The 15,560-nt window shown below is 64.8% G+C and carries 19 protein-coding genes and 1 pseudogene; 12 read left to right on the forward strand and 8 right to left on the reverse strand.

What is annotated here, in order from left to right; all coding sequences use genetic code 11:
• Positions 1 to 72: 72 nt before the first annotated feature.
• From rpsR to rpmB, 4 genes are read right to left on the reverse strand one after another with little or no spacing between them, the layout of a single operon-like run.
• A complete protein-coding gene (rpsR, locus tag MVA47_RS11715; RefSeq protein ID WP_247208053.1) occupies positions 73 to 315 on the reverse strand; it encodes a 30S ribosomal protein S18 in 243 nt (80 codons plus the stop codon).
• 29 nt (positions 316 to 344) lie between these two features.
• Entirely contained in the window at positions 345 to 650 is a 306-nt protein-coding gene (gene rpsN, locus MVA47_RS11720) for a 30S ribosomal protein S14 (RefSeq protein ID WP_023962744.1), read from the reverse strand.
• Positions 650 to 814 carry a 50S ribosomal protein L33 gene (gene rpmG / locus MVA47_RS11725; protein ID WP_023962746.1) on the reverse strand — a complete coding sequence of 55 codons (165 nt, stop codon included), beginning with the start codon at positions 812 to 814 and terminating at the stop codon, positions 650 to 652. Before rpmG ends, rpsN begins: the two co-directional genes overlap by 1 nt.
• Positions 815 to 1,051, reverse strand: a complete 237-nt coding sequence (gene rpmB, locus MVA47_RS11730) for a 50S ribosomal protein L28 (RefSeq protein WP_030170500.1) — start codon at positions 1,049 to 1,051, stop codon at positions 815 to 817.
• 104 nt (positions 1,052 to 1,155) lie between these two features.
• On the opposite strand from rpmB, the gene mrf reads away from it, so the two are divergent.
• The 12 genes and pseudogenes from mrf to MVA47_RS11790 all read left to right on the forward strand — a co-directional run bounded on the left by mrf (position 1,156) and on the right by MVA47_RS11790 (position 12,616).
• Positions 1,156 to 2,508, forward strand: a complete 1,353-nt coding sequence (gene mrf, locus MVA47_RS11735; RefSeq protein WP_247208054.1) for a ribosome hibernation factor-recruiting GTPase MRF — start codon at positions 1,156 to 1,158, stop codon at positions 2,506 to 2,508.
• Positions 2,505 to 2,771 (forward strand): type B 50S ribosomal protein L31, encoded by a 267-nt coding sequence (locus tag MVA47_RS11740; RefSeq protein WP_023962750.1) that lies wholly within the window; start codon positions 2,505 to 2,507, stop codon positions 2,769 to 2,771. Before mrf ends, MVA47_RS11740 begins: the two co-directional genes overlap by 4 nt.
• Positions 2,772 to 2,794: 23 nt before the next feature.
• Positions 2,795 to 2,968: a 50S ribosomal protein L32 gene (gene rpmF / locus MVA47_RS11745; RefSeq protein ID WP_023962752.1), complete on the forward strand. Its 174-nt coding sequence runs from the start codon at positions 2,795 to 2,797 to the stop codon at positions 2,966 to 2,968.
• 126 nt (positions 2,969 to 3,094) lie between these two features.
• Positions 3,095 to 3,715, forward strand: a complete 621-nt coding sequence (locus tag MVA47_RS11750) for a trimeric intracellular cation channel family protein (protein WP_099381720.1) — start codon at positions 3,095 to 3,097, stop codon at positions 3,713 to 3,715.
• Between the two features lie 108 nt (positions 3,716 to 3,823).
• On the forward strand, positions 3,824 to 4,510 hold the full coding sequence (locus tag MVA47_RS11755) for a response regulator transcription factor (protein WP_023962756.1): 687 nt from the start codon (positions 3,824 to 3,826) through the stop codon (positions 4,508 to 4,510).
• Between the two features lie 84 nt (positions 4,511 to 4,594).
• Entirely contained in the window at positions 4,595 to 6,028 is a 1,434-nt protein-coding gene (locus MVA47_RS11760; protein ID WP_031333498.1) for a HAMP domain-containing sensor histidine kinase, read from the forward strand.
• Positions 6,029 to 6,268: 240 nt separating this feature from the next.
• On the forward strand, positions 6,269 to 7,867 hold the full coding sequence (locus MVA47_RS11765; protein ID WP_247208055.1) for a S1C family serine protease: 1,599 nt from the start codon (positions 6,269 to 6,271) through the stop codon (positions 7,865 to 7,867).
• 3 nt (positions 7,868 to 7,870) lie between these two features.
• Positions 7,871 to 8,560 (forward strand): molybdenum cofactor biosynthesis protein B, encoded by a 690-nt coding sequence (locus MVA47_RS11770; protein WP_243404389.1) that lies wholly within the window; start codon positions 7,871 to 7,873, stop codon positions 8,558 to 8,560.
• Between the two features lie 9 nt (positions 8,561 to 8,569).
• On the forward strand, positions 8,570 to 8,755 hold the full coding sequence (locus MVA47_RS11775; RefSeq protein WP_247208056.1) for a hypothetical protein: 186 nt from the start codon (positions 8,570 to 8,572) through the stop codon (positions 8,753 to 8,755).
• Positions 8,756 to 9,139: 384 nt separating this feature from the next.
• Positions 9,140 to 9,741, forward strand: a pseudogene (locus MVA47_RS11780) (MspA family porin).
• A gap of 72 nt (positions 9,742 to 9,813) precedes the next feature.
• Positions 9,814 to 10,455 (forward strand): MspA family porin, encoded by a 642-nt coding sequence (locus MVA47_RS11785; RefSeq protein ID WP_030170522.1) that lies wholly within the window; start codon positions 9,814 to 9,816, stop codon positions 10,453 to 10,455.
• 256 nt (positions 10,456 to 10,711) lie between these two features.
• Positions 10,712 to 12,616: a DUF222 domain-containing protein gene (locus tag MVA47_RS11790; RefSeq protein ID WP_247208058.1), complete on the forward strand. Its 1,905-nt coding sequence runs from the start codon at positions 10,712 to 10,714 to the stop codon at positions 12,614 to 12,616.
• 110 nt (positions 12,617 to 12,726) lie between these two features.
• On the opposite strand, the gene mscL is transcribed toward MVA47_RS11790, so the two are convergent.
• From mscL to MVA47_RS11810, 4 genes are all read right to left on the reverse strand, one after another.
• Entirely contained in the window at positions 12,727 to 13,656 is a 930-nt protein-coding gene (mscL, locus tag MVA47_RS11795; protein ID WP_247208059.1) for a large-conductance mechanosensitive channel protein MscL, read from the reverse strand.
• Positions 13,657 to 13,747: 91 nt separating this feature from the next.
• Positions 13,748 to 14,419 carry an SAF domain-containing protein gene (locus MVA47_RS11800; RefSeq protein WP_247208060.1) on the reverse strand — a complete coding sequence of 224 codons (672 nt, stop codon included), beginning with the start codon at positions 14,417 to 14,419 and terminating at the stop codon, positions 13,748 to 13,750.
• Positions 14,420 to 14,512: 93 nt separating this feature from the next.
• Positions 14,513 to 14,830 (reverse strand): FmdB family zinc ribbon protein, encoded by a 318-nt coding sequence (locus MVA47_RS11805; protein WP_081729937.1) that lies wholly within the window; start codon positions 14,828 to 14,830, stop codon positions 14,513 to 14,515.
• Positions 14,831 to 14,911: 81 nt separating this feature from the next.
• On the reverse strand, positions 14,912 to 15,538 hold the full coding sequence (locus MVA47_RS11810) for a 5-formyltetrahydrofolate cyclo-ligase (RefSeq protein ID WP_281505217.1): 627 nt from the start codon (positions 15,536 to 15,538) through the stop codon (positions 14,912 to 14,914).
• Positions 15,539 to 15,560 lie beyond the last annotated feature (22 nt).

Below are 15,560 nucleotides of genomic sequence, written 5' to 3' on the forward strand. Positions count from 1 at the left end.
TGTGCCCTTTTGGTGGGGGTCGCCAGGGTCAGGCGTCGCCAAAAGGGCACACCATCGGGGATCTGAGGGGTGTCAGCGCGTCCCGGGGTAGGGGAGCAGCGCCATCTCGCGCGCGTTGCGGATGGCGGTGGCCACCTGACGTTGCTGTTGGGGGTCGAGTCCGGTGATGGACCGGCTGCGGATCTTGCCGCGGTCGGACAGGAACTGGCGCAGCAGTGCGGTGTCCTTGTAGTCGACCGTGGTCACACCAGCGGCCAGCAACATGTTGCGTTTGCGTTTGGCCGGGAGGTCGGTTTTTGCGGGGCGTCGTGCCATCGATCAGGTCCTTGTCGTGAGAGTGATTGTCACCAACTGGATTTGGTGATGCCGGGCAGTTCACCGTTGTGCGCCATCTGACGCAGCCGGATGCGCGAGAGGCCGACCTTGCCGATGTAGCCGCGGGGACGACCGTCGACGGCATCGCGATTGCGGACCCGGGTGGCGCTGGAGTCGCGGGGCAGGCGCTGCAGGGCCAATTGTGCGTCCGCTCGTTCCTGGTCGGTGGACGACGGCCGCCGGATGATGTCCTTGAGTGCCGCACGGCGTTCGGCGTAGCGGGCGACGATCACCTTGCGTTGTTCGTTGCGCTCGATCTTCGATTTCTTTGCCATCAGCGTTCCTCTCGGAAGTCGACGTGCCGCCGGACCCGTGGGTCGTATTTGCGCATCACCATGCGGTCGGGGTCGTTGCGGCGATTCTTGCGCGTGACGTACGTGTATCCGGTCCCGGCTGTCGACTTCAGTTTGATGATGGGCCGTATCTCATTGCGTGCCATTCAGATTCGTTCTCCTCGTGCGCGGATCTGGGCGACTGCCGCCTCGATTCCGATTCGATCGATGGTCTTGATGCCTTTGGCGGACACGGTCAGCGTGACGGTGCGGTGTTCGCTCGGCAGGAAGTAGCGCCGCCGCTGGATGTTCGGATTCCAGCGGCGATTGGTGCGCACATGTGAATGCGACACCTGTTTGCCGAAACCTGGTTTGCGGCCGGTGACCTGGCAGTGCATGGACATGGGCACGCCTCCTGTCTCTAATGGGAATGATTGTCGACAACGTGCGAATTGGACTGTACATTCAACCTCGACCAAATGAAAACCATTCCCGATAGGAGCTGCCTGTGACCCGCCTGGTCAACAAGACCCCGCTGGTGATCGTGACCGGCTTCGACCGCGAGGCGACGGTACGCAGTGCGGAGGCGCTCGGCCTGCCGGGGACGACTGTGGTGCACCACGATCTAGGCCTGGTGGACGCCGGAACCATCGTCAGAACGGTCACCTCGATCGACTTCAACGGTGAAAAAATTTCGCGCACAACGCAAACCGCACTCGATCACGGATGTCTGTCGTGTGCCCTCCGCGAAGACGTGTTGCCCTTGCTGCGGGCCCTGCACCGCCGCTCCAACGTCGACCGGATCGTTCTGGCCCTCGACCCGGCCATCGAACCCGAACCCATGGCGTTTGCGATCGCCAGCACGGTCGTGTCCGGCGTCCCCGGTCAGGTCGACGGCCCGGCCGGTCTCGACGTGGAGATCGAGGCGGTCATCGGGTGCGTCAACGAAGGTGAATGGCTGCGCGACGCAACCGGCGACGAAACCCTCGACGAGGACGATCGGTTCCAGACCGCCGACGACGAGCGGACCATCGCCCAGCTCGCGGTAGGGCACGTCGACTTCGCCGACGCCCTGGTGGTCCACGGGCAGGCTGACAACGGATGGGCCGGGGCGCAACTGTTCGCCGTTCTCAAGCGGCTCAACCCGACAGCGCCCATCATCATGGAGCTGCCGAGGCGCCCGCTGACCGCCTCGATCATGCGCAACCTGATCTCGGCCATCCCGCCCGGCGCGCGCCGCGGCCGGATCACCGGGCCGCACGACCCGCTGCTGCGTGGACAGCCGCCCCTCGATGCCGACTGTGGAGTCGCCGTGGTCGAGTTCCATGCCGATCGTCCGTTCCATCCGGAACGCTTGCACGACGCGATCGACATACTGCTCGACGGTGTTGTCGCCTCCCGCGGTCGGCTGTGGCTGGCCACCCAGCCCGACGAGGCGCTGTGGCTCGAGAGTGCGGGCGGGGGACTACGCATCGCAACCGGTGGCACCTGGCTCGCGGCGATGTCCGACGACGAGACCGCTGCCGCCGACCCAGAGCGCGTCGCGATGGCGTCGCTGCGCTGGCATCCCCTCTATGGCGACCGCAGCAGCTCCATCGTGGCGATCTCGTACCGCGCCGAACCCGCGCGAATCCGGTGGGCGCTGAGCAGTGCACTGCTGACCGACGACGAGCTGTCGGAGGGTCAGCAGGGCTGGGATCGATTCACCGATCCGTTCGGCGTGGCCCACGCCGACCCCTGCCAGGACGTGCTCGACGAGCGCGCTCTGCTGGCGGGAACAGACCCACCCATCGAATGGTTCAAGCAGGCAGAGGGCTCGGCTGGACAGCAGGCGAACCCGGAACGGAAGGACAAATCATGAAGGCGAACATCCACCCCGACTACCACCCGGTGATCTTCAAGGACTCGTCGACAGGCAAGGCGTTCCTGACCCGTTCCACACTGACGTCCGACGTCACTTTGGAATGGGAGGACGGTAACCGGTATCCTCTAGTGGTTGTCGATGTCACGTCCGACTCGCACCCGTTCTGGACTGGTGCGCAGCGCGTGATGGACACCGCAGGACGTGTGCAGAAGTTCGAACGCCGATACGGTCGCCGGACTCGCGCGAACCAGGGAACTTAAACGAAGAAATGAAGGGCTGAATCATGGCTGTACCGAAGCGCCGGATGTCGCGGTCGAATACTCGTAGCCGCCGTTCGCAGTGGAAAGCGGACAACCCCGCCTTGCAAGAGGTGAAGGTCGGTGGCGTCGCTCATCGCGTGCCCCGTCGCCTGGTCAAGGCGGTCAAGCTGGGCATCGTCGACCTCGACAAGCGCTAACAGCCACATAGCCGACAACAGGGACTGGCCGTCGATCGACGGTCAGTCCTTTGTTGTGTCCGGAAGGTGCCTCGGAGAGCGTGGTGACTCGTTGGGGCCGCACAGATCGGGAACTGGGAGTCTGCGATGCTGCAGGACGTCCTGAACTACGCCGGCGTTGCAGTGTTCGCCTGCTCAGGCGCACTGGTCGGCGTCCGCAAGGATTTTGATCTGTGGGGAATTCTCTCGATGGGTGCGGCTACGGGTGTCGGTGGCGGGATCGTGCGCGACCTCCTCCTCGGCATCACCCCGCCGACCTCGGTACAACACTGGCCCAACCTCACCATCGCCCTGATCGCCGGTCTGATCACCTTCTTCTTCCATCCGGCGTTCCGGGCGTTGTTCCCGGCCGTCCTGATGCTCGACGCGGTCGGGATGGGTGTGTTCGCGGTGTCGGGGGCGTTGTTGGCACTCGAACGAGACTCGAGTTCGATGGCTGCGGTGCTCATCGGTATCACCACCGCGGTGGGCGGTGGCGTGATCCGCGACGTGCTCGCCGGTGAGGTCCCGCTGTTGCTCCGACCTGCCGACCTCTACGCGGTCCCTGCGATGTGCGGAGCGCTGGCGGTGGTGATCGCCGACGGCACAGGTCTGCCGATCTGGACCGGTCTGGTGGCGGGGGCAACCCTGGCCTTCCTGTTGCGCGTGGGAAGCCTGCGATTCCGATGGCGACTGCCGATGGCCCCGACGCGCCGGGTTGGAGGATGAGTTCGCGACGGGTACGAAGTCCGCGTGAGATGGCTCCAGAACAAGAAAACTGGCGCGTCGCAGGGGATTACTTAGCGCGCTCTCAGTCGTGGAAGTAAGACTGTTGTCATGCGCATACTGGTTGTGGACGACGATCGTGCCGTTCGCGAGTCTCTGCGCCGGTCCCTGACGTTCAACGGGTACACGGTGCTCACGGCGGGGGATGGCGTCGAAGCCCTCGAAAAGATCAATTCCGACCGTCCCGAGGCGGTGGTGCTCGACGTCATGATGCCGCGCCTCGACGGGCTCGAGGTGTGCCGTCGCCTCCGCAGCACCGGCGACGATCTCCCCATCCTGGTCCTCACCGCTCGTGACTCGGTGTCCGAGCGGGTCGCCGGACTCGATGCGGGCGCTGATGACTACCTGCCCAAACCATTTGCGCTCGAAGAGCTGCTCGCACGTCTGCGGGCCCTTATGCGCCGCGCGACAGCCGAACCGCTACCGGACTCGGAGGCGATGACCTTCGAGGACCTCACGATGGATCCGGTCACTCGCGACGTCACCAGAGGCGAGCGCCCGATCAGTTTGACCCGCACCGAGTTCGCCCTGCTGGAGATGCTGATGGCCAATCCGCGCCGTGTGCTCACCCGTAGCCGCATCCTCGAGGAGGTCTGGGGTTACGACTTCCCGACGTCGGGCAACGCACTCGAGGTGTACGTGGGATACCTCCGGCGCAAGACCGAGGCCGAAGGCGAGTCGCGCCTCATCCACACCGTGCGGGGCGTGGGATACGTCCTGCGGGAGACCCCTCCGTAAATCGTGAGCTTCTATCACCGTCACCCGCCGGTCCCCGGCGAAGCCCCGCCGGTAGGCGTGGTGACCGCACAGCGGCCCACACAGATGGCTTCGGCCCCGGATCTGCCCCGGCAGATGCGAAAGCCGACGCCGCTGACCCGGACCATCTCGCTGCGTTGGCGCATCACGATCCTGTCTGCCACGGTGGTGGGTATCGCGGTTGCCGTGATGGCTGCCGCGGCTTTTGCGGTCGTCTACCGGGCGATGTACGCCGACGTCGATTCGCAGCTCACCAACCGGGCCAACGGGATGACCGAACTGGCCCGGATCGGGGTCCTCGACGACTCGCCCGAATCGCTGGTTGCCGGCACGGTGTTCTCCACGGACATGTCGGTGGCCCTGGTGATGCCCGGGGGCCGTGGCTTTCAGATCGGTGGCGTTCCCTACGGCGAGTCCGAACGCGATGTGGTGGACGGGAAAGCGGAGTCGTCGCTGCGGACCGCGAAGAATCAGCGGGTGCTTGCCCGCAAGCTCAACGACGGCAACACCCTGATCATCTCGCAGAGCCTTCGCGACACCGACGACGTGCTGCATCGATTGGCCTGGGTGCTGGGGGTGATCGGTGGCTGCGGGATCATCCTGGCCGCGGTCGCCGGAACGACCGTGGCGCGTGCCGGACTGCGGCCGGTCGCGCGGTTGACCCGGGCCGCCGAGCGGGTGGCGCGCACGGACGACCTCACGCCCATCCCGGTCATCGGCAACGACGAATTGGCCAGGCTCACCGAGAGTTTCAACCTGATGCTGCGGGCGCTTGCCGAGTCGCGAGACCGGCAGAGCCGGCTCGTCGCGGACGCCGGCCACGAATTGCGCACGCCGCTGACGTCATTGCGCACGAATCTGGAGTTGATGATCGCGTCGAGCCAGCCGGGTGCGCGGGCGGTGCCCGAATCAGACATGGCCGAGCTGCGAACGGACGTGATGGCCCAGATCGAAGAACTCTCCACGCTCGTGGGCGATCTCGTAGATCTCGCACGTGAAGATGCGCCCGAGGTGGTGCACGAAGAGGTCGACCTCTCCGAGGTGGTGGACCGCTCTCTCGAGCGTGTCCGCCGCCGGCGCAGCGACGTCGACTTCGAAGTCCACGTGACGCCCTGGTTTGTCTTCGGTGAGAGTGCCGGGTTGTCGCGCGCCGTGCTCAACGTGCTCGACAACGCGGCGAAGTGGAGTCCGCCCGGCCGGCCCGTGGAGGTACGGCTGGCTCAGATCGAGCCTGATCGCGCGATTCTGACCGTTGCCGACGCCGGCCCCGGTATCCCTCCCGAAGACCGGCAACTGGTCTTCGAGAGGTTCTACCGGTCCACCGCGTCCCGATCCATGCCCGGCTCGGGGCTGGGGCTGGCGATAGTCCGTCAGGTGGTGGACCGCCATGGCGGCACGGTGACCGCCGGTCAGTCCGAACTCGGAGGCGCCCTGGTGACGATCAGCCTTCCCGGGTCGCCGGTACCGGCCGAGATCGCGCCCCAGGTGGTCCAGCAATAGGTTCTGATCGAGCGGTGTCGGGGGGTGTCGAGCGTTCGGCGGTCGTTCGAAGGGTCTGACTTCTCTGTCCGTCGATCGACGGCTTTGTTTGGCGAAGTCCCTGCGGGGAACAATGAAGGGGAAACAAACAGCACTGTCTCAGCCCCGTCTCAGGCCGACACAGCAAGGTATTCCTCAGTGCCGGTAAATGTTGCGGCATCGGGGAGCGCAGGGTGCGCCTGGCAGAAAGCAAAAATCGACATGGTCGGCAGCAACGATGACGAGCGCGGGTCGAACCGCGACACCAGTTCCTTTCCGCGGGAGGGCTTCTCGCAATCACCGGGACAACCGCATCCCAGCGGGTCCGCTGATCGGCCGGACGGGCCGAGCAACGCCGGACCGCAGGACAACCCCTATGGGCGAACCTCGGCGTTCGAGCCCCGGCAGCAGGATTCCTCGGGTGAGCAGACGGCTCAATTCGGTACCTCCGGCATGAACGGACCTTCCGGCCCCTTCGGGCAAACTTCGGAGGGCGCATCCACCAGTCGTGGTCCGGGTGGTTACGGCTATGGCGCTCAACCTGATCCGTATGCTCCGTCCGGGCGATTCGCCCAGCCGAACCCGTATGGGGCCTACGCCCACGGCGGTGGGACGGGTACCAACCCCACCAGTCAGATCCCGGCCCCTGGGGCCGGACAGAACCCGTACGGGAGCTCGCCGCAGCAGTTCGGCTCCCCACCGCCCGCACGTAGCGGGCGTTCGGGTGGAGCCAAAGCCGGATTGGCGGCTGCCGCAATCGCTTTGGTTCTCGTCGGCGGCGGCATCGGAGGAGTAGTCGGCGCCAACGTGGCCGACGATTCATCGGGATCGAGGTCAACGACCAGCGAGAGTGTGCTCGGTGGCGACCGCGACAACAGTCAACCGGTCCAGGCCCCCGCCGGCTCGACCCAGGAAGTCGCGGAAAAGGTCACCCCGTCGGTCGTGTCGATCGAGGTGGAGGGCAGCCAGGCGTCCGGGTCGGGCTCCGGCATCGTGCTCACCGCGGACGGCACCATCATGACCAACAACCACGTGGTCGCCGGTGCGGGCAACAATCCGGACCTCACGGTCACCTTCAGTGACGGCAGCACGGCAGCCGCACAGATCGTGGGCGCCGACCCGATCTCCGACATCGCCGTGATCAAGGTTGACAAGTCCGGCCTCACCCCGATCGCCGTCGGTCGCTCCGACAATCTTGTGGTCGGTCAGGAGGTCATCGCGATCGGGTCGCCGCTCGGGCTGAACGGCACGGTCACCACCGGAATCATCAGCGCACTCAACCGTCCGGTGTCCACACAGGGTGAGCAGGGCGGCCAGGCGTCGGTGATGGATGCCATCCAGACCGACGCGGCGATCAATCCGGGCAACTCCGGTGGCGCACTGGTCAACGCCAACGGCGCCCTCATCGGCGTCAACACTGCGATCGCCAGCCTCTCCCAGGGAGAGACCGGCGGCAGCATCGGCCTCGGATTCGCCATCCCGGTAGACCAGGCGATGCGCATTGCTGACGAGCTCGAGAAGACCGGTAAGGCAACACAGGCGGGGCTCGGCGTCACAGTGCGGTCGGGGGCACCGTCAGCTGACAGCCCCGGCGCGCTGATCAACGAGGTGACGTCAGGCGGAGCCGCCGCGAAGGCGGGCATCCCGAGTGGTGCGCTGGTCACCAAGGTCGACGATCGTGTGATCGCTTCCGGGGACGCCCTGATCGCGGCGGTGCGGTCGCACGCTCCGGGCGACCAGGTGACCATCACATACGTCACCAACGGACAGACAAAGACCGCGCAGGTCACCCTCGACACCCTGGACACCGGAGGACGCTAGACCGTGAAACACATCGACGATCACATTGGTACCCGACTGCGGGCAGTCATCCCCATCCCGACCGATAGAGTTCCTGACGGAGATGGTGCCATCTCAGTCCTGGGTATCGGCGAGGCAGATGTCGTCGCCGCGGACGCCGCGGCGGAACAGCTCGCCGTCCGCACAGGGGAGATCGAAGCGGAAGGACAGCGCATGAGGTCACTGAACTTGGCCGAAGAGGATCTGGGTCGGGCACTGGTGGTGATCGTCGATGACCGGGCTGCCCACGGTGAGGACCAGGCCTTGATCGGCCCACTGGTGGGGGAGTTGCTCGAAGAAGCCGGTTTCCACGTCGACGCGGTGGTGGCGGTGGAGTCCGACGAGGTGGAGATCCGCAACGCCCTCAACACCGCGGTCATCGGTGGTGTGGACTTGGTGATCTCGGTCGGCGGCGTCGGAGTCGGTGGTCGCGATGTGACTCCCGAGGCGACCGCGGATCTGCTCGACCGCAAACTGCCGGGTATCGAAGAGGCTTTGCGCAGTTCCGGATTGGCTGCCGGTGCGATGGATGCCGGGCTGTCACGCGGGCTTGCGGGTGTCTCGGGGCAGACGATTGTCGTCAACTTGGCCAATTCGCGGGCCGCCGTTCGTGACGGCATGGCCACCATCACCCCGATGGCGAAACACCTGATCTCGTCGATCAGCAACTTCTGATCGGGTCTGATGAGCGACTCGAAAGACCGGACGCGAACCAAGACTCGTGCTGAATTAGAGAAGGTTTTTGGCGAGGATTTGCCCGTGACCAGCAGCGATGAGCGCCCGATCGGTCGAAGTGATGAAGGTCACAGTAACGTCGATATGCGCGGGGACGAATGGTTTATCGAGAATCGCCCGCCACATCACGGCTGAATCGCGATTAGGTCACGGCCCGGTTCCTGGGCTTTCCTGATAATTCACTGAATTCTCTGCAAGATCGAGAATGAATAATTCGCTTCGGCGAACTCTCCCTTTCAGGACACGACTGCTGCCAACCGTTGCCCGCACCTGTTCCTGGGGCTAACGTTCCGCTCGATACGGCCAGAACCAGTGCGGGGGTTGGGCGTATCCCGTGCGACGTCCCCAATGGCGACCGCGGTGTGGGCAAGGTGTTCGGCCGAGATTTACCTACTGGAAACTGCGGGCATACAAGCCCGTTGATTGCCCCGGTAGAAGATTCCGCTGAACCTTTTGGCCACTTCGAGCTCACGATTTGGTTGAGCTTGGATTACACAGCAATCCTGTGAGAGGGAACGAATGAGCAAGTTCAGCATGTTCGGTCTGCGCCGCGTTGTCGGCGCTGGCGCGATTACCGCGGTTGCCGCCATTGGCCTGGCCAGCATGGGCGCAGGAAACGCCGCCGCAGGACCCCTGCCCAGCGGCAGCAAGGTGACCCAGGTGTCGACGGCACCGTCGTCAAGATCAGCCGCACCGGCGAGGCCGCTTACCCGGTCCCGTCCTTGGCGAACAACGGCGCAGGTCGCGCCGCAGAGGTTTCCGGCCTCGTCACCGTGACCGCCGATGGCGCCAGCGGTACCCTGACCACCGGCTACATCGTCGGCTGCCAGGTCGACATCACCGGTCTCGAAGGTGGCCTGAACGCCTCCATCGATTCTTCTCTGAGCCTGGGCCTCGACGGCTCGCTCACGTTCCCACTGGCACCTGGTGAAGCGGCTTTCGTTCCGCTCGGCACCAAGAGCTTCGAGGGCGGCGTTGCAAGCGTCCAGTACAAGCGTCAGGGCATCGAGGTGCAGCAGTGTGGCGGATACGCCCAGGCTCGCGCCTTCACCACCGTGCAGACCGAGGGCAACTACGTCATCAAGTCGACCCTCTATGGCGCCCCGTTCAGCCTGAACTGATCGTCGGCAGATAAACCAACTAGCCTGAAATCTTATCTGCCGCAAGCAGATTCATATTCCTGAAGGGGAATCATGCGCAACAAACTCTCGCGTCGTCTCGCCGCGGTGGCCGGCATCGCCGGTGTCTCGGCCATCGCACTGTCCTCCATGGGTGCCGGCGGCGCAGCTGCCGGTGCTCTGCCCGGTGGCGTCGCCACCCAGAAGCTGATCGACGGCTCCAACGTCACCGTCACGCTGAAGGACGAGTTCGTCAACATCCAGCCGTCGACCGTGGCGGTTCCGACCAGCCGCAACGTGTGGCTGTCGGGCAAGGTGCTCGTCACCGTCGACGGTGAAGCCGAAGGCGCCACCGTCGAAGCCGGTTACGTTGTCGGCTGCCAGCTGACCTTCGGTGCCGGCGGTAAAGCCGGTATCGGGACCTCGCTGGATCTTTCGGCTCCCGGCACCCCGTTCACCACTCCCGAGGCCGGCCTGAGCGGCGGTCTGACGCTCGGACCCGGTGAGGCCACCTACGTGCCGATCCTGTCGTCCGACGACGCCACCGACTTCAGCTTCGAGGGCAACGCCGGCGGCATCGCTTACAGCCAGGAAACCGTCAAGATCGACGGCTGCGCCGGATACGCCGAAGGACAGGCGTACGTCAAGGTCACCGTCGACACCCCGTCGGTCACCGGCATCGTCACCCTGTGGGGCTCCAAGTTCAGCCTCGGCTGATAGGCAGATCCCTGCTGCTTGACAACTGAACAACCCGGAAGCCGGACCACCGCAGGGTGTTCCGGCTTTCGGTGTTTCACCAGGACGATGAAATTGCTGGTGCTGGCCGGGAAGGCGCCGCGACCGTGAGCATTCGAACATGCGTTCGACAATCTGCTGATATTGGATTACAATTGGTCATAGGGAATCGTCCTGACAACTGAGGCACTCCGCATCTGTTGTCAGCGTTCGCTTTTCGGTTGACTGGGGGGTCATCATGTCCGACGGTGCTGTCATCGATTCGCCTGTGGTGGGCGCGGTGTCAGATCTGGAGTCGGCGATCGATCAGCTCGCCGAACTGAATCTGACGACGCTTTCCGACGAGGATTGTGTACGTCTGGTCGACCGATTGGAGGTCGCATCGCGGCGGTTGCAGTCCGCAGGGTTGCCGGTGTTGCGGGAAGTGGTTGTGCGACGCGCGTATTCGAAACTCGGGTGTTCCTCGCCGGCTGCGATGTTGACCTCGCTGGCGCGGCTGCGCCCGGGGGCTGCCCGAGCTCGGGTGGAAGCAATGGACGCGTTGACGCCGTCGGTGACTCCCAGCGGTGAAGTGGTAGATGCTCGATTCCCGAACACCGCAGAAGCGTTGCGCGAGGGTGTGATCGGACTTGATCACGCTGGAGTGGTGGCGAGGGTGATGGCAAAGATTCCGCACAAGGTCGATGCGGAGAAGCGGACAAATACAGAGGTGGCGCTGGCTGATCTGTGCCGCAAGCACACTCCCGGACAAGTCGAGGCGATCGGTGAGCGCATCCTCGAGTACTTGGATCCCGACGGGACGTTGGCCGATGACACCGACAGGGCCCGGAAACGTGGATTCACCGTGGGGAAGCCGGCCACGGATCTCATGTCGACGGTAGCGGGACATCTGGACCCGGTGACCCGGGCGTTGCTGGATGTGATGCTCGCGGTGTGGGCCGCTCCGGGGATGAACAATCCTGATGATCCGCTGTCGCCCTCAGGTGCAGCCGATGATCCGACGTTGGACAGAGACCTGCTGCAGGCTGCGGCAGACAACGACACCCGCAGTGCGGCGCAGCGTAATCACGATGCGGTGAAATCGATGCTGATGTACCTGCTCGAATCGGGGCAGCTGGGCAAGACGCATCACGGTTTGCCAGTGCAGGTCGTCATCAACATGACCAAAGACCAGCTCGACCAGTACATGCGCGAGCAGGTGTCGCCAGAAGGCGTTGGCGGAGAGAGCTTTTCGAGATCTGAGTTTGGACCCGGTCGAGCGCTGGCGTTGGCAGCAGAATCAGACCGCGAACCGGAGCCAGACTACACGCCGGAGCCAGACCGCAAGCCGGAGCCGGCCCGCGAGGCAGAGCGCACGCCAGAGCCGGCATCAACGCTGGAGCCAGACCCCGAAGCAGAGCAAGACCGTGAAGCGGAGGACGTTCACCCGTACCTGGAGACGCAGTGGGAGGATCTGAGCTGGTTGCCTTCGTTCCCTGGTGGGCCGTCACGGCCGTACGGCACGGGCCTGGTCTATACGGCGACCGGTGCGGTGTTGCCGATCGCTGATGCGCTGAGGCTTGCAGTGCGTTCCGACAAGACGCTGGCAATTTTCGAGAACCACTCGAATGAGCCGTTGTTCCTGGGTCGAGCACGCCGATTGGCCAGTGAGGCGCAACGTCTGGCGATGTTTGCCGCGCACCGAGGGTGTTCGCATCCGGGCTGTTCGAATCCGGCGTTGTGGGCCGAGGCGCACCATGTCCGCGAATGGGCGCAGGGCGGGTTCACCGACATCACTCACCTGGCTCCGGCATGCCCGCAGCACCACCAACTCGTCGGACCGGGGGAGCATCGGTGGCAGACGGTGATGATCACCGACGGCCCCGACGCAGGGCGGTGTGCCTGGATCCCGCCGGCACTGTTGGATCCGGAGCGACAACCCCGGGTCAACCGTGCCCACCACCCGGACGAAGCCATCATCGAGGCCCGTCAGGGCATGCTCGCCCGCCGCAAAGCCGAACTCGAGCAACGCAACCGAGAACTCGGCCCTCAACCACCAGATTCACGACCCACCAGACCGTCGGAGAACAACCCTCCGCCAGAAGTCCAGCTCCCTCCAGGTGCCCCTCAGGCCGCGGATGTCCTCGTGGAACAAGGGCAGTGAAAACAGGAACAACGAAACAGCAGGCACGGCGTGCTGTGGTCCGAGATCGCTGGACCCTTCGACAAAGTATCGCCCCGGCCTGAGCCGGGGCGATACGTCGATCTCGAACATTACGGGCTGCTGTGCCTGCCGCCGCCGTTGTGGTCATCGCGACGTCCCGGTGGCGGCCCGTAGTTAGGCGGGGGACCGGTGAGCGGGTCGTAACCGGGTGGCGGGCCGGTCAACGGATCGGGGCGGTAACCCTGACCCTGGTCTGGCCCCTCATGCTGCGGCGGGTTCGGGCGTGGTGGCGGAGCCGGGTTGTACCCGGGCGGCGGACCCGGCGGCTGCTGATAGCCGGGAGGCGGTCCACCCAGCGGCGGCTGGCTCCGCGGCGGCACACCGCCCTGGGGCGGCTGTCCCTGCGGCGGCTGGCCGATCGGTCCTGAGCCGCCGGTAGGCGGACCCTGCGTCGGATAGGCGTTGGCGCCACCGATCCGGTCCGACTGCTGCGAAGAGAACTGCTGCGTACCGGCAGAAGACGCGCCGGCGCCGGCGGCGGCGGGACCCGAGTAAAGAGGACCGGACTGCGGGCCGTCGTCGCCCCGCCGGTCGATGAGAGCCTGATCCTTCTCGCTCGTCGCGCCGGCGATCTTGGCCTTCTCCTCCGCGGGATCCTTGCCTTGGAGAATGTCGCGGATCTCGGCGAGCAACTCTGACTCCGTCTGGGCCGCGGCGTCGTCGCCGTCGCGCGCGGCCAGCGTCTTCAATTTCTCGTACGGCATCACGATCAGGAAGTAGACAACCGCGGCAACGATCAGGAAGTTGATGGCGGCGGCGATGAGGGCGCCGATGTCCACAAACGTTTCCGGATTGCCGGACCTGATGGTGAATCCCAGCCCCTGCGCGGAATCGGTGCCACCGATCGAGTTCACCAACGGTTGAATGATGTTGGTGGTGAACGCTGTGACGATCGCGGTGAAGGCAGCACCGACGACCACGGCGACAGCGAGGTCGATGACGTTTCCCCGCATGAGGAAATCTTTGAAGCCCTTGAACATGTAGTGACCCTTCCCACGAGGGAAACGAGCTCTAATTGCAGTCCGCTGATCCTAACCAGCGGTCGCGGAAATTGCCGTTCACAACATGCAGTCAGTGAAAAACGAGTGTGATCGGAGCAGTGAGGGTGGCCGCCGCGACCACGTGCGCGTCGCGCTCTGGCAAGGCGAGAACGGCAAGTCGGGCATCTGACCCCGTCCGCGAACCTGACTCCTGCGACACGAGTGCGACCACTGCTGCCTTGGCCAAAACCTCTGTCGCCGATGACCCTTCAGCGGTGTCGGCATCGTCGATACTCAGCACGTCGACCACGTCTCCTTCGCGGAGGAGATCGATCACCGCTGTGTCGGCCACCTTGACCGGAACCAGGCGGGCATCGGGACGATGCATGATCTGAACCGGCAGGCGGCTGGTGAGCACGCGCGAATCGGTCAGTATCTCGCCCGCCCGCACCGGACCGGTCACCGTCTTGTCCAGGAAGTCGGCTGCGTTGTCGACTGTGCCTGCCGGGAGGTCACCGGGACGGAACTCGCGCGTGGTCAGGTCGCCGATCGTGAGGGGTTGCCCAGGGCTGATGTCATGGGCCGCGATCACCGCCGGCCGCAGTTCCTCGGTGCGACCCGCCGTCAGTGCGGCCACGAGTGCGACCGCCAGCAGCACGATGGCACAGGCGCGGCGGAGGAGCAGCGACCGTGTCCATCCGGGCCTGACGGCATGACGGACACGGTCGGCGAGTGTGGGGTTCAGAGCATTGCGCGCGGCCATGGGCAAACGTTATGGCGATTGCCATCCATCGTCCGCTTGGTCAGGCACCGATATGAGGTTGCCTGTGCACAGTCCACTGTGTGTGGACAGGTGTCAGGAAGCAGCCTTGGCAGTGGTCGAACTGCTGGACGTGCTGCTGCCCGAATCCGTCGACTTCGCTGCAGGCGCCGATTCCTTGCTGCCGGAGTCGGACTTCGACGAGTCGCTCGAACTCGACTCGCTGCTCGTGGTGGTGGAGCGGCTGTCGTTGCGGTAGAAGCCGCTGCCCTTGAACACGATGCCCACGCTGTTGAACAGTTTGCGCAGCTTACCGGCGCATTTCGGGCATTCGGTGAGCGAGTCGTCGCTGAAAGATTGCACGATGTCGAAGCGGTTGTCGCACTGTGTGCAAGCGTACGAATATGTGGGCACCGAAGACCTCCGAAGGTGTTAAGCCGAGAACGTTGTGGATTCTACCGTCGAACTGGCACTCTTCGTTAACGAGTGCCAAGGTCAGCTTGTTCCCAGCCGTCTGAACCCCTCGCCGGGTGTCAGGCTCCAGCCCATCGGCACGTCGAAGTCGTCCGATGGCAGCTCGTCCACCAGTTCGTCGTCGAACACCACGGCCACCAATTTGTTCGTGTCCACCTCTGGGATCGACCGGTCGTAGTAGCCGGCTCCGCGACCGAGTCGAATGCCGTGGCGGTCGACCGACAGCGCAGGGACCAGGATCAGAGCGGCGTCACCGAGTGCGTCAGGTGAGGCGCTGTCCCCGCTGGGCTCCAACAGTCCAAATCGTCCTTCATGCAATGACTCCGGTCCGTCGTACCAGGCCCAACGCAGCGGGGCAGGCGGGCCCGCCGCCACTTTCGGCAGCAAGACCCGGAAGCCTCCCTCGCGCAACACCTCCAACATCGCGGTGGTGCCCGGTTCGCTACCGACCGGGACGTAGGCCGCAATGGCGGCGCCCGGCCCCACCCGTGGACCGCCCTCGGGGAGGTTCGCGATCCACGTCACAATCGAGGCATCCAGGCTCGCCTTAACCTGGGGAGACAGGCTGTCGCGACGCTCGAGGGCGAGCTTTCTCCAGGTTGCTTTGTCGATGAAAATCGGTACGCCCCTCTCATGTTTGGCGATCAGCCGATAGGTTTACTCACACACC

It is taken from the genome of Williamsia sp. DF01-3 (genome assembly GCF_023051145.1).
Lineage (GTDB): Bacteria > Actinomycetota > Actinomycetes > Mycobacteriales > Mycobacteriaceae > Williamsia.